We start from the raw sequence: 18,536 nt of genomic DNA, 5'->3' as shown, positions 1-18,536 counted from the left end.
GGGGGTTTCGCGGGGGCCCCCCGGCCCCCCCCCCCCGGGGGGGGGCGCGGGGGGGGGGGGCCCCCCCCCGGGGGGGGGGGGGGGGGCCCCCCCCCCCCCCCCCCCCCCCCGCCTCTGTGCCGTCTTCCGGCCCCGCCCGTCAGCCTTCTGACGGCCCGTCGGACCGCCCGGCGGCCTCCGGAGCCATCGCCCAGCGGATCGTCCTGGTCAGACCGTGCCCCGCGAGCCGGACGCCGGTCGCTTCGGTGATCGGCAGATACGGCAGCCGCAGCGGGCTGCGGGCCCACGAAGGAAGCAGCCCCACCGCGCCCGCGGCCAAGATCGCGTACGGGCCGCGGGCGGCCCACGGCAGCGGCGGGTCGAGCAGCAGGAAACGCGCCGCGTCCCGCGCCTCGGCCGTGGACCGCAACTCCGGCCGGTACGCGGCGAGCCGGGCGGTCAGCGCCGCCTGGTCGCGCGGCGGGTCGAGGACACCGAGGGCCTCCGCGACCCGCGCGGTGTCCGCCACGTAGGCGTCGCAGCCCGCGGCGTCCAACGGCCGCGCCCCGTACCGCTGATGAGCGCGCAGGAAACTGTCCACCTCGGCGACGTGCACCCAGCCCAGCAGATGCGGATCCGACGCCCGGTACGGCTCCCCCTCCGCGGTCGTGCCGCTGACGCGCTCGTGCACCGCCCGTACCTGCTCGACGGCCTGCCGCGCGTCCTCGGCGGTGCCGAAGGTCGTGACCGCCAGAAAGGTGCTGGTGCGCTGGAGACGGCCCCACGGATCTCCCCGGTAGCCGGAGTGCGCGGCGACCGCGGCCATCGCCAGCGGATGCAGCGACTGCAACAGCAGCGCACGCAAGCCCCCGATGAACATCGACGCGTCACCGTGCACCACGCGGATCGGCCGCTCGGGGCCGAACCACCGCGGCCCCCGCGCGTCCTGGATCCGCGCCCGGTTCTTCGGCCCCGAGGGCCCCGCCACCCGCGCCAGCAATTCCGCGCGCAACCGCTGCCGCACGGCTGCGACGCCGGGAATGTCCAGAATACTGACGGCCATATCGCCACTGTACGACTCGGGCGTGAACGCGGTCGCGCGGGGAGGTGTCGGCGAGGTCCCGCCGGAGATGATGTGGGACGGAAACAGGCGGCCGGACCCCGGCGGTACCCGGGCGCGGCGGCCCACGGACGGAAGCACCTGCGCGGGAGAGGCGGAACGCGATGACGACGGCTGAGGCGGGCGCGCTCGGGGACGGGCTGCGCATCGAGCGGGCGCGAGCGCTGGACCCCGGAGCGGCGCACGCGCTGCTGGCCCCGCTGGTCCGGGGCGGCGCCCCGCTCGGCTGGCTGGAGCCGCCCGGCACCGACGAGGTCACGGCCCTCCTCGACCGGGTCCTGACCGCGGTACGGGCCGGTGACGGGTCGCTGCGCGCCGCGTATCTCGGCGAGGACCTGGTCGGGTTCGGCTACTGGCTGCGGTACACCCGCCCCACCCACCGCCCCCACGCCGACCTGGAGCGGCTCGCCGTGGACGGCGCCGCCCACGGCCACGGCATCGGCCGCGCCCTGACCGCGGCGCTCGTCGCCGACGCCCGCCGGGCCGGGATCGAAGTGCTCACCCTCGACGCCCGTGGCGACAACACCCGCGCCATCGGCCTCTACGAATCACTGGGCTTTCGTGAGTACGGCCGCCTGCCGGACTTCGTGGCGGTCGGGCCGCGCCGCTACGACAAGGTGTTCCACGTGCTCGACCTGCGCCCCGGCCGCCACGGCGGCGGCGCGGAGGACGCCGCTCAGGGCAGCCGCAGCGTCACGTAACGGATCGTGTCGCCCGGCAGCAGATACCGCTCGACCTCGACGAAGCCCTGCGTGAGCGCGAAGCGCAGCCCGTCCTCATTGGACTCCAGCACCACCGTCTCGACGGCGCCCGGCCGCAGCTCCCGCGCGTGCGCGAGCCCGCGCGCGTACAGCTCCCGGCCGAAGCCCCGCCCCCGGTGTGCGCTGAGGACCCGCGCGATGACCGTGACCACCGGCTCGTCGTCGGTCGGCGGCCGTACCGTCATGTTTCCGACCAGGACGTCGCCGAGGTAGGCGACCTCCAGGAGGTGGCGTCCGCTGCGCTCCCGGACGTCGTCCAGGGACAGCGGATGCGTGGGGATGACCGTGTTGTGGACGGCGCGCCAGTCCTGGACGAAGGCGTCGGGGCGCACGCGTTCGATGCGAAGTGTGCTCACCTGCACAGCGAAGCGGGCGCGCCCCGAGGCGTCAACCGTGATTCGGGGCGCGGCCCGCGGCTCAGGCGGTCGACGTCCAGCGGATCTGCGTGCTGCACAGGGACACGACCAGCGCCGAGGCGGCCACGGCGCCCAGGCCCCAGACCAGACCGGTCGCGTTGGCGATGAAGCCGATCACCGGCGGCCCCGCGAGCAGCCCCGTCGTGCCCATCGTCGCGACCAGCGTCAGCGCGTCCGAACCCTGACCGGCCGCCGCCACGTACACGCACGGCGTCACGGCGGCGATGCCCAGGCCGACCGCGGCGAAGCCGATCAGCGCCGGGACCACGCCGCCGCTGAGCAGCGCGATGGCCAGGCCCGCCGCGGCCAGGGCGCTGCCCGCACGGACGATCAGGCCGTCACCCCAGCGGCTGCGCCAGCCGTCGGCGAAGAGCCGGGCGAGCACCATCATGACCGAGACGACGGCGATGCCCATGGGCGCCAGTTCGGCCGAGGCCTTGGCGACGTCCTTCATGTAGATCGCCGACCAGTCGTTCATCGCACCCTCGGTGACCGTGCCGAAGGCCATCGCGCAGCCCATCCACAGGGTCATACGGGCGGGCAGTGTCCACTTGCCGCGGCTCTTGGCACCCCGTTCCTCCGCGACCGCGACCGCGTCCTCCTTCTGCTCCTGCGCCTCGGCCGCCTCGTCCTTGGCCGCGATTTGCTCTTGCGTCAGCAGCCCGGTCCTGGCGTACGCGGTCAGCAGGAGCAACAGGACGGCGGCGGCGCCGAAGTGCACCGCCATCGTCGAGGTGACGGTGTTCATTCCGGAGGCGAGCAGGGCCGCGCCGAGCGAGCCGCCGCTGAAGGTCGCGTGCAGCTTGGCCATGGCGTTGCGCCGATGGACGGCCTCCAGCGCCGCGCCCTGCGCGTTCATCGCCACATTCAGGCAGGCCACGAGCACCCCGTCACATCCCATGACGAGCAGCGCGACCGGGTAGTTCGGCATGACGGACAGCGGGATGAGCAGCAGCGTCAGGCCGACGGCCGAGAGCAGCGACAGCAGCCGCGAGCCCAGCCGCCGCATCAGCATCGCCACCAGCGGGAAAGCGGCGGCGGCGCCGATGCCGGTGGCCATCAGCAGCAGCCCCACCTGCGCGGCGGTCAGGTCCAGATGCGCCTTGATCGCGGGCAGCCGCGACGCCCAGGTGGCGTACTGGAAACCCAGCGAGAAGAAGAGCGCCCCGATCGCCAACTGCCCGCGCCGGAACGGATCGTGAACGTGCAACACAGGCGTTATCCCACTTCGTTTCGCGTTGGTGCCCCGCTCAGCAGGCCGCTGGTCGGCGTCGGACTCTCGACGGTCGGCGCGGTCGGCAGCGCCATGGACATGTACACCGAACCGGCCCCGTAGCTCTCGGAGTTCACGACCTCCTTCTGGGCGGCGAAGCCGTTCGCCGCCCAGAAGGTGTGACTGCCGCCGACCGCGACGAGCGACATCTGCTCGTATCCCTGCCGGAGCGCCCGCCCGGTGAGGTGGTGCAGCAGGCGTTTGCCCAGGCCCCGGCCGCGCAGATCCTCGGCGATGACGAGGTCGTGCACATGCAGATTGCGCGAGCGGAAGACCACCTCCTCGCCGCGGGCGAGGTCGGGCGCCTGCGAGACCGGGTACGGCAGCGCCAACAGGTAACCGGCGAGCCGCTGTTCGACGTCGAGGACGAAGCACGTCGTCGGCGACGCCCACGCCTTCGACTCCAGCGCGGCTCGCCCCTCGGACAGACCGAGCGAGGTGTAGGCGGCGGCTTCGAGCGCGACGAGGTCCGCCCAGTCGCCGTCGCCGACAGGGCGGACGCGCGCGTGCTCCGTCACCGCGCGCCGGGATGTCTCGCGGTCGCTCACCTGTCGTGCTCCTTCCGCGGGCGGCCCGGCCCGTCGCCCGCGCCGCGTACGCACACGTACGGCAGCGGGCTGAAGCCGTTGAACCCCTGAGTCATGTAACTGACGGCGTAGGCACCGCTGGACAGCACCCACACCGGGTCGCCCGACACGACCGACTCGGGTACCGGGACCAGGCTGTGCTCGCGCGAATAGGCGTCGTCGCTGTCACAGGTTGGACCGGCCACGGTGGCCTCGACGCGCGGGGTGTCGGGGTGGGTGGGGAAGACCAGCCGGTACTGCAACTCGTCCATCTCGTACAGGCCGTTGAACTTCCCGCAGCTCAGGTAGAGCCAGCGGTGGGCCGTGCCGTCCGCCGCGTGCCGGGTGGACAGCCGGGAGACGTGCGCCCGGACGGCCCCGTGGTCGGCGACAAGATGGCGGCCCGGCTCCATCACGAAGCCCAGGCCGTCGCCCGCCGCCTCCCGGCACCGCTGCATGCCCTCGCGGATGACGGCGAAGATCTTGTCGATCGGCGGGTCGAGCGGCCTGCCGCGCTTGTCGAGATAGCCGAGCGCGGGCAGGCCGCCGCCCAGATTGACGTACCGCGGCGGCATACCGCGCTCGCCGAGCACGGTCAGCGTGTCGACCAGTTGCTCGAACGCCCGCTGCCACGCCTCGGCCGTCATCTGCTGCGAACCGACGTGCACGGAGAGCCCGGCTGGCCGCAGCCCGGACTCCCGCGCCTTCTCCAGCACGGCCACGGCGTCCTCGGCCGAGCAGCCGAACTTGTTGCTCAGACCCCAGAGCGCTCCGTCACCGTCGGTCGCCAGCCGGCAGAACACCCGCGAGCCGGGGGCGTGCGCCGCGACGGCGGCGACGTCCTCCAGGCTGTCGGTGGCGAAGTCCCTGACACCGAGGCGATAGGCCGCCGCGATGTCCCGGTCCGACTTGACGGTGTTGCCGTAGTGAATTCTCCCGACCGCGACGCCGGAGCGTACGGCCTGCTCGATCTCGTTGATACTCGCCGCGTCGAATCCGCTGCCTTTCGCGACAAGACAGGCGAGCACTTCGTCCACGGGACAGGATTTCATGGCGAAGCGCACCGCGATTCCCGGCAGCTCGCGCAGCAGGGAATCATAGCGTTCCTCGATACCGCTGAGATCGAAGACGATCCGGTCCTCGGCGCTGGCCGAAAGAGCGGCGAACAGTGAGGCGTTCTCGTGCGTCATGTGCGGCGTCAGCCAGGCAGCCGCTGGAGTGTGTCGAGACCCGTTTCCCTGCTCGCCCGAATCATCGCCGACCATGTTTCCGTCAACAGGGCGTAGTCCTCGATGTCCCCGCGGGCCTCGTCCAGCAACCGCTCGCGCCGCTCCGTGAGCGAGTCCGCGAATTCCGCGTACCTGCCGCCGAGCTTGCGGTAGGACCGGTCGAGGATGTCCAGCCGCTCCACATTCTCCGCACGGTCCAACAGAGCGCTGTCCCGCAGCAATTCGGCGACCGCGGCCACCCGTATCCGGTGGTCGTCGTCCAGCAGCGCGGAACCGGCCTCGGCCATCCGGTCGTACACGGCGTTGAGATACAGCATCGACAGGAAGAATTTGGCGAAGCGCAAGTGATACGCCATGAACCCGGCGTCCGTCTTCCGCTCACCGGTGTGGTAATTGACGATGTTCCGGTTGTGCAGGACACCGGGCAGCGTCGCGTCGTGGACGAGGTGGATCAGGAAGTAGTCACTGCCGATCGTGTCCGTCGCGGGCATCAGCGGGACCTGCTCATGGACCCCGTGGAAGGCGATGTTGCACATGTCGACCCGCATCGGGTCGACCAGGGTGAGCGTCGAGTGGTCACCCGCGAAGGGCTCGTGGCCCGCGCCCTTGAAGGACTCGTCGACCAGTTCGCGCTTCTTCCGCGACGACCAGTGGACCGGCGCCCACAGCCCGACCACGTCGTAGTAGGCGTCGCGGTCGAGCCGGTGCATCTCCTCGATGTCGACGGACATCTCGCCGATGAAGGAACTGCCCACCATGGAGACGGTCTTGCCGGTGTGCGCGTCCGCCAGATCGGTCTCGGTCACCCCGGCCGCCGCGTCGCCCGCCCGCTTGCCGAGCGACAACAGCTCATGGTGGACGGGGAAGACCGGCAGACCGTCCACGGACTGGTAGCGGCTGTCGGAGTCCCTGCGGTGCACGGACTCGCAGCCCAGCGCCGCGGCGATCAGGAACGCGCGGTTGGTGCAGGCGCCGTACGAGAGCCCGGCGGGCAGCATCAGATCGAGCAGCAGCTCGGGCTTGTCCGGCGCGGCCCGCTCGATGACCCGCCGCAGGAAGTCGCGCTGCTCCGCCTCGCCGAGGTGGTGCACGACGACGCCCGGTACGGCCGGCAGACCGCGCACGACCCGAGCGTGCTGCTCGCGGGCTCCGGCGTCGGAGGAGTCCAGGACCAGCAGACGCACCTCGACGTCGAAGTGCGTGGCGGCGTGGGCCGCCTCCTCGTGCACCGCCGATATCGTTGTCGCGCAGGGCCTGTTGGTGGGAAGCGTCAGGCAGATTCGGCGCATGTCCGCTCCCCGGTCCCCTGGTCCGCGGACGGCTGCTTCCAGGAGTCGCGGCCCAGCAGCTTGGCGCCCAGGTCGGTCAGCTCCGCGGGTCCGTACCGCAGGGACTCGTGCCGGGTGGCGTCGCCGACCAGCGTGCCGTTCCACTCCGGAGTGCTGAGCGTCCGCCAGGAGTTGACGCGCGAGTCCCGCAGCTCCTGGTGCGACTCCAGGGCGGGCATCATCGAGAGGTACTGGGCGGCGCGGACGCCGCTCTGCGAGGTGTTGGGCGCGACGCCGTGCGCGAGCAGCCCGTTCCAGATCAGCAGGTCACCGGCCTTGAGATCGGGCTGGATGACGGGGTATTCGGCGCGGTCGACGCTCGGCCGGATCGGGTCGCGGTCCTCCGGCTGGAGCGCCTTCCACTCCTCGAACCGGTGGAAGAGGTCGGGTGCGCACTGGAAGCCGCCCTGGTCGGGCTTGGTGTCGTTGAGCGCGATGATCCCCTGGACGCGCTGCGGGAGCACCTCCAGCGTGGTGTCGATGTCCCAGTGCAGCGTGATGTCGAAGCCGCGCTCGGTCGGCGCGATGTGGGCGCGGTCCCGGTTCTTGATGTTGGGCGGGTTGAGGTTGAGCCGGTCCAGCGTCACCCACAGCTCTTCGCAGTCCCATACGTCGACGAAGGCGTCGTAGACGCGCTGCGACTGCCGGCTGTCCCACATGAGCTGGTGCTGGTAAGCCTCGACGAAACCGTAGATGTGCAGTTCCCTGTCGAGATCCGAGCGGAACTCCCGCTCCTCGTACCAGGTGTCCGGGCGGGCCGGATCAAGTCCCTGGAAATTCCAGGCGAATTCCAGGAGCTCGTCGGCCGCGACGGCGGGTATCGCCTGCCGCACCACGACGTATCCGTAGGTCTGCCAGAAAGTGAAGTCCTCTTCCGACAGCACACGGAGTTTCTGTGTCTTGCGGAGGTTCCGCAGCGGAGTCGGTGTGAGGTAGGTCTCGCCGTCCGAGCTGAAGTACGGGCGTTCGGAAGAGGCTCGAAAAGAATGATCAGGCGCCGACAAAGCAGTCGCTCCAGGGTTCGGTTCTCTGATGCGGATCGCCCCCGGGCTTTCCTTCGGCCGGGACGGATCGGCCGTGTGGGGACAGGCAATCGCGTCCGGTGCCGAGAGTGGTTCTGGGCGACCGCCACTACATGTGCCTACGCCAAAGCACGGCGGAACCGTGCGTTGCCGTCGGTGGGCGAGTGGGTGCGTACGGCAACGGACGTTCGCAACTTGCCCATCATTCATGGCACTACGCCGCGCTTGTCGCTCGCTGAACTCGCGTCCCACTAAAATGGATTAGACCAACCGCCCATGTCAACCGTGGAGTTGACGTGTCGCGCCGCCCGAAGGCGGCGATTCGGCCACCTCGTCGCCGTGCGCGATCCGGGCCCTACCACGGGTGACGCGGCTTCCCCGGCGGCGACGGACCAGGTCAGGCGCGGTCTCCCGGACGCCCCGGCCGATGTGGCCGGTGTACGTGCGTCAGGCACTTGACACCCCAGATCACGCTGGGCGAGTATCCGGATGGTCTGTACCAATGTCCGCCGTGTCACAAATGCGTTGGCTCTACGTGGAAGGCCCAGTTGATGTCCTCCAGCACGCCCGACAAGGAGCTGCGACGACTCGCGCTCTCCGTTCTCCAGCCCGGCTTCGTGGGGACGGAGGCGCCGGAGTGGGTGCTGCGGGCCATCGGTGACGGCCTGTCCTCCGTCGTCCTCTTCTCGCGCAACATCGCCTCGCCCCAGCAGGTGGCCCGGCTGACCGCGCAACTGCGCGCCGAGAACCCCGCGTTGATCATCGCGATCGACGAGGAAGCCGGGGACGTCACCCGTATCGAGTCCTCGACCGGCTCCACCCGGCCCGGCAACTTCGCGCTCGGCGCCGTGGACGACCCCGACCTCACCGAGTCCGTCGCCCGCGACCTCGGCCGCCAACTGCACGCCGCCGGCGTCAGCCTCAACTACGCGCCCAGCGTGGACGTCAACTCCAACCCGGACAACCCGATCATCGGGGTGCGCTCCTTCGGTGTCGACGCCGGTCTGGTCGCCCGGCACGCGGGCGCCTGGATCCAGGGCCTCCAGTCGGCCGGAGTCGCCGCCTGCGCCAAGCACTTCCCCGGTCACGGGGACGTCGCCGTCGACTCCCACCACGGCCTGCCCAGCTACGACGCCGACCTCGCGACCATCGCCGCCCAGGCCCTGCCGCCCTTCGAGGCCGCCGTCCGCGCGGGCGTGCGCGCCGTGATGAGCGGTCACCTCCTCGTGCCCGCCTACGACCCGCACGTTCCGGCCACCCTCAGCAGCCGCATCCTCGACGGGCTGCTCCGCAAGGAACTCGGCTTCGACGGCCTGATCGTCACCGACGCCATCGAGATGGGCGCCGTCACCGACCGCTACGGCATCGACGGCGCCACGGTGAAGGCCGTCGTCGCGGGCTGCGACGCGGTCTGTGTCGGCGGCGAGAACTCCGGGGCCGACACCGTCGACCTGCTCACCGACGCGCTCGCCGACGCCGTACGGTCGGGCGACCTCACGCAGGCGCGGCTGGAGGAGGCGTCCGAGCGGGTCCGCGCCTTCGCCGAGTGGTCGACCGGCCTGGCGCGGGCGGTTCCGGTCAATCCGGTCAGCGGCGACATCGGTTACGTCGCCGCCCGCCGCGCCATACGCCTCGGCGGCTCCGCGGGCGACGTCCTCCCGCTGACCGCGCCCCCGCACGTGGTCGAACTGGTGCCGTCCACCAACCTGGCCATCGGCAAGGAGACCCCCTGGGGCGTCGCGGCCCCGCTGCGCGAGCGGCTGCCCGGCACCACCTTCGTCCGCGTCCACCACCAGGAACTCGCCGCCGACGCCGCTCTCCTGGAGTCGTACGCGCTCGCGCCCGCCGCCGGGCGCCCGCTGGTCGTCGTCGTCAGGGACGCCTCCCGCAACAAGTGGATGGGCCGCGCGCTCGCCGAACTCGCCGGGGCACGTCCCGACGCGATCGTCGTCGAGATGGGCCTGCCGGGCGACTCCGTCCAGGGCGCCGCGCAGATCTTCACCCACGGCGCGACGGCCGCCTCCGGTGTCGCCGCGGCGGAAGTCCTGGTGGGCGCGCGGTAGTCGGGCCGGGCCCCGGCGGGGTCCGCGCCTTGGGCGGGTCCGACGACCACCGGGGGATACTTGGCCCGAGGCGGTCCGCGGCCGGAGACTCCGGTACGCGGCCACCGCGGTCCGAGGGGGAGCCATGATGCGGACGATGTTCGATCGTGACGATCTGTCGCCGCCGGACCGGCTGGCGGCCCTCAACGAGCTGTTCGTCACCAGCGAGCACCCGATGAGCCTGTCCAGCCGGGAGGCGGAGGACTTCAGGGCGTCGGCCAGGACCGTCGACCTCGCGGCGGTGAACGTGGTCGAGCTGAGGGTCTCGCCCTCGCAGGTCGTCCGCACGCCGAAGATGGTCCGCCAGGCGGATCCGGAACTCCTCTGCCTGGCCATGGCGCCCTCGGGCAAGCTCGTCATGAGCCAGCTCGGCCGCGAGGCGGTCCTGGAGTCGACGGACATCGCCCTCTACGACAGCTCGCGCCCCTTCGGACTCCAACTCGGCGCGGGCGGCGAGCCCACCACACTCGTACGCGTCCACATCCCGCGCGCACAGCTCGGACAGCCCGCCGACCGGATCGAACGCCTGCTGGCCCGGCCCTTACCGGGACAGGCCGGATTCGCGGGCATGCTCGTGCACTTCCTCACCGGCCTGACCACGCAGGCGGCCTACCGCCCCGACGACCTCGGGCGGCTGGCCCGTATATCCGAGGACCTGCTCACCGCCGTCGTCGCCCACCACCTCGACGCGGAAGCCGCCCTCCGCGAGGACTCACGCCGACGCACACTCCTGCTGAGCGTCGAAGCCTTCGTCCAGCAGCATCTGCACGACCCCGACCTCTCGCCGACCCACATCGCCGACGCCCTGCACGTCTCCGTCGGCTACCTCCACCGGCTCTTCACCACGCGCGAGACCACCCTCGCCGCCTGGATCCGCCGCCTCCGCCTGGAGCGCGCCCGCCGGGACCTGCGCGACCCCGCCCTCCGGGACATCCCCATTCACCGCATAGCCGCCCGCTGGGGATTCAAGGACCACTCCACCTTCACCCGTTCCTTCCGCACCGCCTACCACCTCTCGCCCCGCGACTACCGCCACGCGACGGGGAGCAGCGAACCGTAAACGGCTGGGCTCAGCGGCACCATGTCGTGCCGCATGCCTGAGGACGCCATGCCTGAGGACGCGATGGCTGAGCGCGCCATGCCTGAGCGCGCCTCTTACGCGTCAGGACCGCCCCCGTCGCCGTCGCCGTCGCCGTCGCCGTCCCCGTCCCCGTCCCCGTCCCCGTCCGCCGCGGCGATCTCGCCCAGCGGCACGGGGAAGGCCAACGGGCGGGTGGCCAGGCCGCGGTGGTCGGCGGCGGTGGCGGGGCGGCCGGTGAGGGCGGCGCTGATCGCGGTGGTCGCGAAGCCGCACACGCGGCCCTGGCACATGCCCATACCGGGGCGGGCGAGCTGCTTGAGGGTGCGCGGGTCGTCCGCGCCCAGCGTGCGGTGGGCCTCGTCGAGCGCCGCGAAGGTGACCTCCTCGCAGCGGCACACGACCGTGTCGGGTGTGAGCCACGCCGTCCAGTGCGCCGGGACCGGATGGGCGGTGTGCATCGCCGCGGCGAAGCGGCGACCCCGCCGGATGCCCGACCGCAGACGGCGTACGGCGCCGCGGTCGTAGGACCGGCCCAGGTCGGCGGCCACGGCGATCCCGCTCAACCGGCCCTCGCGCAGGGCGAGCGCGGCGCCCCCGACCCCGGTGCACTCCCCGGCGAGGTAGACGCCGGGCACGCTCGCGCGCTGCCACGCGTCCACCGCCGCGACCAGTGAGCCGTCCACGTCCACCCGCGTCCGCGCGCCCAGCGCCAGCGGCAGTTCGAGAGCGGGGGTGAAACCCCAGCCGAGCGCCACCAGATCCGCCGCGACCTCGGTGGCGCGCGCGGTGACGGGGCGGCCGTCGCGGCCCAGCGGCGCCACCCGGACCGCGCGGACGCGCGTCCCGCCGAGGATGTGGGTGACGACGGTCCTCGTCCGGTACGGGATACGGTGGCGCGCCAGCAGCGCCGCGTACCGCGCCGCCTCCACCGCCTTGGCCGGTTCCCGCGCCGCGCCGCCGGCCTCGCGCAGCCAGCCGCGCAGCGTGTTCGCCTCGCAGACCAGGGGTACGTCCGCCCCGGCCGCGGCGAGGCCCGTCGCCACCGGGAGCAGGAAGGGGCCGGTCCCGGCCACCACCGCCCGCCGCCCGGCCAGGGTGCCGTCCGCCTTGAGCAGCGCCTGCACGCCGCCCGCCGCCATGACACCGGGCAAGTCCCAGCCGGGAATGGGCAGTTGGCGGTCGTATCCGCCCGGACAGAGCACCAGGGCGCGCGCGGCCACCGTCACGGCCGGTGCGCGGGCCGTGTCGTGCGCGGGCCGGGTCCTGAGAATGAAGCCGTCGGCCCCGCGCTCGGCCCGCCAGACCTGCCGGCCGTACAGCGTCCGTACCCCGGCTCGGGACAGCCGCTCCGTCAAGTCCGCGTACGTGCCCAGGTGGTGGTGTCCCTCGTCGGCGCGCGGTCCCCCCGGTCCGTGCCGCCAGAACTGGCCGCCGGGGCGCGCCGCCGCGTCGACCAAGACGACGCTCAGCCCCGCCTCGGCGGCGGTCGCCGCCGCGGCCAGCCCCGCGGGACCCGCGCCCACCACCGCGACCTCGGCCCGCGCGACCTCGGCCTCCGCCGTCGTGGCGGCGCCCGTCATCGGTCGGTGCCTTCGTACGTGGCGGGCGCCGTCTCCAGCCGCATGCCGTCGGCCGCCGGCACCTGGCAGGCGCGCTGGTCGCGGTGGCCGTCCACGGTGATCAGGCAGTCGAAGCAGACGCCGATCCCGCAGAACAGGCCGCGCGGTCGGCCCTCGACGCGGGTCGACCGCCAGGCGACGATGCCCGCCGCCATCAGGGCGGAGCCGACGCTTTGGCCCTCGCGGGCAGGGACGGGCCGGCCGTCGAGGAACACGGTGCAGGGCGCCGCGAGGTCGTCAGCGTGAGGGGGCACGGGGTTCCTCCTGCGGTTCCTCGGTGGGCGGGCTGGTGTCGAAGCGCTCGGGGGCGAAGGGCGCGAGGTCCAGCGGTACGGCCTGGCCGGTCAGCGCACCGACGAGCAGGCTGGCCGTGCCCGCCGACAGACCGATCCCGGCGCCCTCGTGCCCGCAGGCGTGCCACAGCCCCGGCGCCCGCGGGTCGGGGCCGATCACCGGCAGGTGGTCGGGGCAGTAGGGGCGGAAGCCGACGTAGGAGCGCAGCGCCGGGACCGAGGCCAGGAACGGGAAGAGCGCGATGGCCTTGCGGGCCAGCGCCGCGGGGACGGCGGGGGACAGCCGCCGGTCGAAGCCGACGCGTTCGCGCGAGGAGCCGATCAGGACGGTGCCCGCGCGGGTGCCCTCCACCACGGGCGACGTCTGGAGTGCGGCGTCACCGCTGGCCACATCGGCGACGTACTCGGCGGCGTAGACCTTGTGCCGGATGACCAGGGGGAGCGGTCGGGTGACCAGGACGGCGCCGCGCCGGGGGAGCACCGGCACCCGTACTCCGGCCAGCGCCGCCACGTCGCCCGCCCACGGCCCCGCCGCGTTGAGCACGGCCGGGGCGTGCACCGGACCGCGGTGGGTGTCGACGCCGGTGATCCGTTCCCCGGACGTGCGGAAACCGGTCACCTCCGTGCCGGTCCTGACCCGCGCGCCCGCCTCACGGGCCAGGCGCAGCAGGTGCGCGACGACGAGCACGGGCTGCACCTGGGCGTCCTGCGGGTAGAACGCGCCGGAGACCAGCTCCCGCGACAGCAGCGGTTCGTAGCCGGGCAGTTCGTCGCCGGACACCTCGACCGCCTCGACGCCGAGGGTGCGCTGATGCCGTACGAGCGTGGCCAGCGTCCCCGAACCCTGCGCGGTGGCGGCCACGACGAGACCGCCCTTGGGCTCGTACTCCCACAGGCCGGCGTGTTCCGCGAGGTCCTCACGCCACACGCGCAGTGAGAGCAGGGCCAGATCGAGCTCGGGGCCCGGCTCCTTGTCGGAGACCAGCAGATTGCCCTCGCCCGCGCTGGAAGTGCCGCCCGCCAGCGGACCGCGGTCCAGGACCGTGACGTCGAGACCGGCGCGCGCCGCGAAGTACGCGGCGGCGGCCCCGATCACGCCCGCGCCGATGACGACCAGGTCCGCGGTGTCGGACGCCGTGGCCGGGCGCGGCGCCGTTCGCGACGCGGGCGGGTGCGGTGTGCGCATGGCGGCCTTCCCGGTCGCAGGTCAGGGGCGGGGCGTGGGGTTCACGGGCGGGTGCGGGCGGGGGGTCCACCGGCGGGTGCGGGCGCGGGGTCCACCGGCAGGGCACTACAGGAGGAATCCCGCGGGAAAGGGGTCGTCGGGGTCGAGCATGTACTGGGCGGTACCGGTGATCCATGCCCGCCCGGTGACGGTCGGTACCACCGCGGGCACGCCGCCGACCTCGGTCTCCTCCACCAGACGGCCGACGAAGCGGGTGCCGATGAACGACTCGTTCACGAAGTCGGTGTCCAGCGCGAGCTCCCCGCGGGCGTGCAACTGCGCCATCCGCGCGCTGGTCCCCGTACCGCACGGGGAGCGGTCGAACCAGCCGGGGTGGATGGCCATGGCGTGCCGGGAGTGGCGGGCGGTGGAGCCGGGCGCGGTGAGATAGACGTGGTGGCAGCCGCGGATGTCAGGGCGCTCCGGATGGACCGGCTCGTCGGCCTCGTTGATCGCCGCCATGACGGCCAGGCCCGCCTCCAGCAGCCGTCCGCCCTCCCGCCGGTCGAAGGGCAGGCCGATCCGCTCCAGGTCGACGACGGCGTAGAAGTTGCCGCCGAAGGCGAGGTCGTAGCCCACCTCGCCGAGGCCGGGCACGGTGACGGTCCGGTCCAGCGCGTGCGCGTAGGAGGCGACATTGCGCAGCGTCACCGACCTGGCGGCGCCGTCCTCGACCGCCACCTCCACGGTGACCAGCCCCGCCGGGGTGTCCAGCCGGATCACGGTGACCGGCTCGCGGACCTCCACCATGCCGGTCTCGACCAGCACGGTCGCCACCCCGATGGTGCCGTGGCCGCACATGGGCAGCACCCCGGACACCTCGATGAACAGCACGCCCCAGTCGGCGTCGGGCCGGGTCGGGGGCTGGAGGATCGCACCGCTCATCGCGGCGTGCCCGCGCGGCTCGTACATCAGCAGGGTGCGCAGATCGTCCTTGTTGGCCATGAACCACGTACGCCGCTCGGCCATGGTGCCGCCCGGCAGGACGCCCACGCCGCCGGTGATCACACGGGTCGGCATGCCCTCGGTGTGGGAGTCGACGGCGTGGAAGACGCGCCGCGCCCTCATCGGCAGCCCTCCGCGACCGCGGCCTTCGTCAGCTCGGTGATCCGCGCGGCGACGTCGTCGGGCAGCGGACCGCGCGGCGGACGGCAGGGGCCGCCGTACCGTCCGGCCACATCCATGGACAGCTTGATGGCCTGGACGAATTCCGTCTTGGAGTCCCAGCGCAGCAGCGCGTGCAGCGAGCGGTAGAGGGCGATTCCGGCCGGTACGTCGGCGGGGTCGTCCGACGTGATCAGGCGGAACATCTCGACGGTGGTGGCCGGGAAGGCGTTGGTGTACCCCGCGATCCAGCCGACCGCGCCCGCGAGCCCCAGCTCCAGCACCATGTCGTCGGCGCCGACGATCAGGTCCAGGCCCGGCGCCGACTCGGCCAGCAGATAGGCGCGGCGCGGATCGCCGCTGAACTCCTTGACCGCCACGATCAGATTCTCGGCGTGCAGTTCGGCGAGCAGGCCGGGGGTGAGGTCGACCTTGGTGTCGATGGGGTTGTTGTACGCGACCACGGGCAGCCCGACCCGCGCGGCCTCGCGGTAGTGGGCGACGACGTCGGAGCGCGAGGCCCGGTAGGAGTTGGGCGGCAGCAGCAGGACGGAGGCGGCGCCGGCCTCCGCCGCCCGCTCGATCCACTCGCAGACCTCCCGCGACCCGTACGCGGCCACGCCGGGCATCACCCCGAAGCCCTCGGGGGCCGCCTCGATCGCGGTCCGCATCACGCGGGTGCGCTCGTCGATACTGAGGGTCTGGTACTCGCCGAGCGAACCGTTGGGGCACACGCCGTGGCAGCCGCCGTCGGCCAGGAACCGGACGTGCTCGCCGTACGCGTCGAGGTCGACCGAACCGTCGGGGCGGAACGGGAGCGCGGTGGCGACGTAGACCCCGTGCCAGGGCTGCGCCTGGGTGTCGGGCATGCGGTTCTCCTCACGGGAAGGGCGGACGCGCCGCCTCGGCGGTGCGAGGACGACGGGGGCCGGGCGGGCGAACGAGCGCTCGCGGGCCGCGCGTTGGGCGCCTGGACGCTGACGGGGGCGCCGCGACGGGAGCCCGGATCGGTGGTGCGCAACGGGCTACGGACCGGCCGCCGGGACCGTGGGCGCTGCGCTGTCACAGTAGCTGTGCAATGGCACTGACGCCAGGCCCCGACGGATCTTCGAGCGAACAGCGCGAGGACGTGCGCCTTTGCCCCTTTCGTTCCCGGCTCGCGCGTCCGTGGATATCATTGCGCCGCACAATGAAACCTCATTGACCCTCCGCCCTGTCGCCGCCGTACCCCGCCCGGCTGTCATCCTGACCTCGGACAGGCGATGCGCCGGCCGAGCGGCGGGGCGCGGGAGAGCCGAAGGGCGGGGCACGTGAGCGGTGGGCAGAGCGTCGACGGCCGGGAGACCCAGCGGGACCGGGTGCGCAACGAACTGCGCGCCGCCGTGGTCTCCGGGGACCTGATCCCGGGCGCGGTCTACTCCGCTCCCAGCCTGGCGGCGCGCTTCGGCGTGTCCTCCACCCCGGTGCGGGAGGCCATGCTCGACCTGGTCAAGGAAGGGCTCGCGGTGGCCCAGCCCAACAAGGGCTTCCGGATCACCGAGGTCTCCGACCAGGACCTGGACCAGATCACCGCCGTCCGCCTTCTGATCGAACCGCCCGCCGTACGCGCCGTCGTCCCGCTGGTCCCCGCCGCCGACCTGCCCCTGCTGCGCACGCTCGCCGAGCACATCGTCGTCGCCGCGCGCGCCGGTGACCTGGTCGGATACGTCGAGGCCGACCGGATCTTCCACCTCACGCTGCTGGGCTACACCGGCAACCGGCACCTGGTGAACGTCGTCGCGGGTCTGCGCGCGCGGACCCGGCTGCTGGGCCTCGCGCCGCTGCTCGCCGACGGCAGCCTCGTCGAGTCGGCGATGGAGCACCACCAGCTCACGGACTTCGTGGAGTACGGCGACGCGGTGGGCGCCGAGCTGATGATGCACCGGCACATCGGGCATGTCCGGGGGCTCTGGGCGGCGCGCTGACGTCCCTTCCGTCCGCGTAACACAGGTTTTACCGGGCGGATCGGACGAAATTTTCTCCCCGCCCGGCGGCGCTCCGCGCGGGCTCGGCCCCGTGCGGCCCGGGGGAGTCAACTCGCAGGTGGCGGGCGGGCGTTGAGCGCCCGGGCGACGATTTCCCGACCCGCTCGCGAGCCCGGTCGGATGGCTTGAACGGTGCCCTGTGCGTCGTCGCCGATTCAAGAACTTCGTGATCGACCGTTGACCGCACCCTTGTCGCTCACTTAGCGTCCTGCTCACCCCAGTGGAAGCCAAGTTCCAATGAATGGAAGTTCAGGTGAACGCTGTGAACCCGGACGATCCGTCGGCCCTCGACGCCCGATTGACCGATGTCAGCAAGACCTACCCCGGCGGCGAGACCGCGGTGACCAGCATGAACCTCGGTGTCAGGCGAGGCGAGTTCTTCTCGCTCCTGGGACCGTCGGGATGCGGCAAGTCCACCACGCTGCGGATACTCGCCGGTCTCGAACAGCCCACGGAAGGCACCGTCGCCATCGCGGGCAAGGACATGACCGGAGTGCCGCCCAACAAGCGGCCGACCAACCTGATCTTCCAGAGACTGGCGCTCTTCCCGCACCTCACCGTGGCCGAAAACATCGCTTTCGGTCCGAAGATACGCCGCCAGTCACGGGCGGAGATCCGGTCGACCGTCACCGACATGCTGGACCTGGTCGACCTCGCGGGTTACGCCAACCGCAAGCCCGCCCAGTTGTCCGGCGGCCAGCAGCAGCGGGTGGCGATCGCCCGCGCCCTGGCCAACAAGCCCGCCGTACTGCTGCTCGACGAACCCCTGGGCGCGCTGGACCTGCGGCTGCGGGTGCAGATGCAGCGCGCCCTGAAGCAGATCCAGCAGGAGTCAGGGACCACCTTCGTCTTCGTCACCCACGACCAGACCGAGGCGTTCACCATCTCCGACCGGATCGCCCTGATGAACCAGGGCCGTGTGGAGCAGGTCGGGCGGCCCGACGAGCTCTACGACCGCCCCGCCACCGAATTCGTCGCCACGTTCCTCGGCGACACCAACATCATCCGCGGCGCCGTCGCCGACCGGGTGCTGCGCGCGGACGGCTTCACCTGCCGCACGCCGGGGCCCGGCACGGCGCTGTCGGTCCGGCCCGAGGCCATCGCCATGCGGCCCCGGCTGACCAGCGACTTCGACAACCGCTTCACCGCCCGCGTCACGGACCTGACCTTCCAGGGAGCCAGCATCCGCTTCCAGGTGGCCGTGGCCGACTCCAGGCAGGAACTGGTCGTACAACTCCCCGCCAAGGACGCACGGGGGATCGCCACGGGGGACGAGGTCGAGATCGGCTGGCCGTCCGACGCCGCCGTCATGCTCGGCGCCGACTCCTAGGACTCGTCCGCGCGACGGGCCACCGGGCCTGTCCGCGCGACAGTCCCGGCCGAGCGCGGGCCCA

Annotated in this window: 17 protein-coding genes; 5 read left to right on the top strand and 12 right to left on the bottom strand. The window is 72.5% G+C overall.

Going from position 1 to position 18,536, the window contains the following annotated elements:
• Positions 1-139: 139 nt before the first annotated feature.
• Positions 140-1,042 carry an oxygenase MpaB family protein gene (locus tag ACIQCJ_RS17425; protein ID WP_401716021.1) on the bottom strand — a complete coding sequence of 301 codons (903 nt, stop codon included), beginning with the start codon at positions 1,040-1,042 and terminating at the stop codon, positions 140-142.
• Between the two features lie 161 nt (positions 1,043-1,203).
• Between ACIQCJ_RS17425 and ACIQCJ_RS17420 the strand changes: the two genes are divergently transcribed.
• Complete coding sequence (locus ACIQCJ_RS17420; protein WP_402711825.1) at positions 1,204-1,800, top strand: GNAT family N-acetyltransferase; 597 nt, start codon at positions 1,204-1,206, stop codon at positions 1,798-1,800.
• Here ACIQCJ_RS17420 and ACIQCJ_RS17415 read toward each other — a convergent pair.
• The 6 genes from ACIQCJ_RS17415 to ACIQCJ_RS17390 all read right to left on the bottom strand — a co-directional run bounded on the left by ACIQCJ_RS17415 (position 1,776) and on the right by ACIQCJ_RS17390 (position 7,676).
• Positions 1,776-2,216 carry a GNAT family N-acetyltransferase gene (locus ACIQCJ_RS17415; RefSeq protein ID WP_402711824.1) on the bottom strand — a complete coding sequence of 147 codons (441 nt, stop codon included), beginning with the start codon at positions 2,214-2,216 and terminating at the stop codon, positions 1,776-1,778. The two genes, ACIQCJ_RS17420 and ACIQCJ_RS17415, sit on opposite strands and share 25 nt — an antisense overlap.
• A gap of 61 nt (positions 2,217-2,277) precedes the next feature.
• Positions 2,278-3,489 (bottom strand): MFS transporter, encoded by a 1,212-nt coding sequence (locus ACIQCJ_RS17410; RefSeq protein WP_391049942.1) that lies wholly within the window; start codon positions 3,487-3,489, stop codon positions 2,278-2,280.
• 5 nt (positions 3,490-3,494) lie between these two features.
• Positions 3,495-4,097 carry a GNAT family N-acetyltransferase gene (locus ACIQCJ_RS17405; RefSeq protein WP_402711823.1) on the bottom strand — a complete coding sequence of 201 codons (603 nt, stop codon included), beginning with the start codon at positions 4,095-4,097 and terminating at the stop codon, positions 3,495-3,497.
• Entirely contained in the window at positions 4,094-5,305 is a 1,212-nt protein-coding gene (locus ACIQCJ_RS17400; RefSeq protein ID WP_402711822.1) for a type III PLP-dependent enzyme, read from the bottom strand. The genes ACIQCJ_RS17405 and ACIQCJ_RS17400 overlap by 4 nt, the downstream gene beginning before the upstream one ends.
• A gap of 8 nt (positions 5,306-5,313) precedes the next feature.
• Positions 5,314-6,633, bottom strand: a complete 1,320-nt coding sequence (locus ACIQCJ_RS17395) for a DUF6271 family protein (protein WP_401858368.1) — start codon at positions 6,631-6,633, stop codon at positions 5,314-5,316.
• Positions 6,615-7,676: a phytanoyl-CoA dioxygenase family protein gene (locus tag ACIQCJ_RS17390; protein ID WP_391161801.1), complete on the bottom strand. Its 1,062-nt coding sequence runs from the start codon at positions 7,674-7,676 to the stop codon at positions 6,615-6,617. The genes ACIQCJ_RS17395 and ACIQCJ_RS17390 overlap by 19 nt, the downstream gene beginning before the upstream one ends.
• A gap of 569 nt (positions 7,677-8,245) precedes the next feature.
• Here ACIQCJ_RS17390 and ACIQCJ_RS17385 point away from each other — a divergent pair.
• Both ACIQCJ_RS17385 and ACIQCJ_RS17380 read left to right on the top strand, forming a co-directional pair.
• Positions 8,246-9,757, top strand: a complete 1,512-nt coding sequence (locus tag ACIQCJ_RS17385; RefSeq protein ID WP_402711821.1) for a glycoside hydrolase family 3 protein — start codon at positions 8,246-8,248, stop codon at positions 9,755-9,757.
• 136 nt (positions 9,758-9,893) lie between these two features.
• Positions 9,894-10,856 carry a helix-turn-helix domain-containing protein gene (locus tag ACIQCJ_RS17380; RefSeq protein WP_402711820.1) on the top strand — a complete coding sequence of 321 codons (963 nt, stop codon included), beginning with the start codon at positions 9,894-9,896 and terminating at the stop codon, positions 10,854-10,856.
• Between the two features lie 95 nt (positions 10,857-10,951).
• On the opposite strand, the gene ACIQCJ_RS17375 is transcribed toward ACIQCJ_RS17380, so the two are convergent.
• From ACIQCJ_RS17375 to ACIQCJ_RS17355, 5 genes are all read right to left on the bottom strand, one after another.
• On the bottom strand, positions 10,952-12,457 hold the full coding sequence (locus tag ACIQCJ_RS17375; RefSeq protein WP_402711819.1) for an FAD-dependent oxidoreductase: 1,506 nt from the start codon (positions 12,455-12,457) through the stop codon (positions 10,952-10,954).
• Positions 12,454-12,750 carry a (2Fe-2S)-binding protein gene (locus ACIQCJ_RS17370; protein ID WP_401858380.1) on the bottom strand — a complete coding sequence of 99 codons (297 nt, stop codon included), beginning with the start codon at positions 12,748-12,750 and terminating at the stop codon, positions 12,454-12,456. Before ACIQCJ_RS17370 ends, ACIQCJ_RS17375 begins: the two co-directional genes overlap by 4 nt.
• Positions 12,734-13,975, bottom strand: coding sequence for an NAD(P)/FAD-dependent oxidoreductase (locus ACIQCJ_RS17365; RefSeq protein WP_402711818.1), 1,242 nt, complete (start codon positions 13,973-13,975; stop codon positions 12,734-12,736). Before ACIQCJ_RS17365 ends, ACIQCJ_RS17370 begins: the two co-directional genes overlap by 17 nt.
• Before the next feature lie 105 nt (positions 13,976-14,080).
• On the bottom strand, positions 14,081-15,082 hold the full coding sequence (locus ACIQCJ_RS17360) for a proline racemase family protein (RefSeq protein ID WP_391049962.1): 1,002 nt from the start codon (positions 15,080-15,082) through the stop codon (positions 14,081-14,083).
• Positions 15,079-15,987, bottom strand: coding sequence for a dihydrodipicolinate synthase family protein (locus tag ACIQCJ_RS17355; protein ID WP_401312413.1), 909 nt, complete (start codon positions 15,985-15,987; stop codon positions 15,079-15,081). The genes ACIQCJ_RS17360 and ACIQCJ_RS17355 overlap by 4 nt, the downstream gene beginning before the upstream one ends.
• 441 nt (positions 15,988-16,428) lie before the next feature.
• Here ACIQCJ_RS17355 and ACIQCJ_RS17350 point away from each other — a divergent pair, with 441 nt between their 5' ends.
• Complete coding sequence (locus ACIQCJ_RS17350; RefSeq protein WP_391161793.1) at positions 16,429-17,082, top strand: FCD domain-containing protein; 654 nt, start codon at positions 16,429-16,431, stop codon at positions 17,080-17,082.
• Between the two features lie 313 nt (positions 17,083-17,395).
• Entirely contained in the window at positions 17,396-18,472 is a 1,077-nt protein-coding gene (locus ACIQCJ_RS17345; protein ID WP_391049967.1) for an ATP-binding cassette domain-containing protein, read from the top strand.
• Positions 18,473-18,536: the final 64 nt, after the last annotated feature.

Origin of the sequence: Streptomyces sp. NPDC093221 (assembly GCF_044753885.1) — a bacterium.
In the GTDB taxonomy this organism is placed as follows: Bacteria; Actinomycetota; Actinomycetes; order Streptomycetales; family Streptomycetaceae; genus Actinacidiphila.
This window is presented reverse-complemented; position numbering and strand designations above follow the sequence as displayed.

Excerpts from the sequence above, each read along its gene's own strand:
- ACIQCJ_RS17425 (WP_401716021.1), bottom strand. The coding sequence starts at position 1,042 with ATGGCCGTCAGTATTCTGGACATTCCCGGCGTCGCAGCCGTGCGGCAG.
- ACIQCJ_RS17420 (WP_402711825.1), top strand. The coding sequence starts at position 1,204 with ATGACGACGGCTGAGGCGGGCGCGCTCGGGGACGGGCTGCGCATCGAG.
- ACIQCJ_RS17400 (WP_402711822.1), bottom strand. The coding sequence starts at position 5,305 with ATGACGCACGAGAACGCCTCACTGTTCGCCGCTCTTTCGGCCAGCGCC.
- ACIQCJ_RS17395 (WP_401858368.1), bottom strand. The coding sequence starts at position 6,633 with ATGCGCCGAATCTGCCTGACGCTTCCCACCAACAGGCCCTGCGCGACA.
- ACIQCJ_RS17385 (WP_402711821.1), top strand. The coding sequence starts at position 8,246 with ATGTCCTCCAGCACGCCCGACAAGGAGCTGCGACGACTCGCGCTCTCC.
- ACIQCJ_RS17380 (WP_402711820.1), top strand. The coding sequence starts at position 9,894 with ATGTTCGATCGTGACGATCTGTCGCCGCCGGACCGGCTGGCGGCCCTC.
- ACIQCJ_RS17375 (WP_402711819.1), bottom strand. The coding sequence starts at position 12,457 with ATGACGGGCGCCGCCACGACGGCGGAGGCCGAGGTCGCGCGGGCCGAG.
- ACIQCJ_RS17365 (WP_402711818.1), bottom strand. The coding sequence starts at position 13,975 with ATGCGCACACCGCACCCGCCCGCGTCGCGAACGGCGCCGCGCCCGGCC.
- ACIQCJ_RS17360 (WP_391049962.1), bottom strand. The coding sequence starts at position 15,082 with ATGAGGGCGCGGCGCGTCTTCCACGCCGTCGACTCCCACACCGAGGGC.
- ACIQCJ_RS17355 (WP_401312413.1), bottom strand. The coding sequence starts at position 15,987 with ATGCCCGACACCCAGGCGCAGCCCTGGCACGGGGTCTACGTCGCCACC.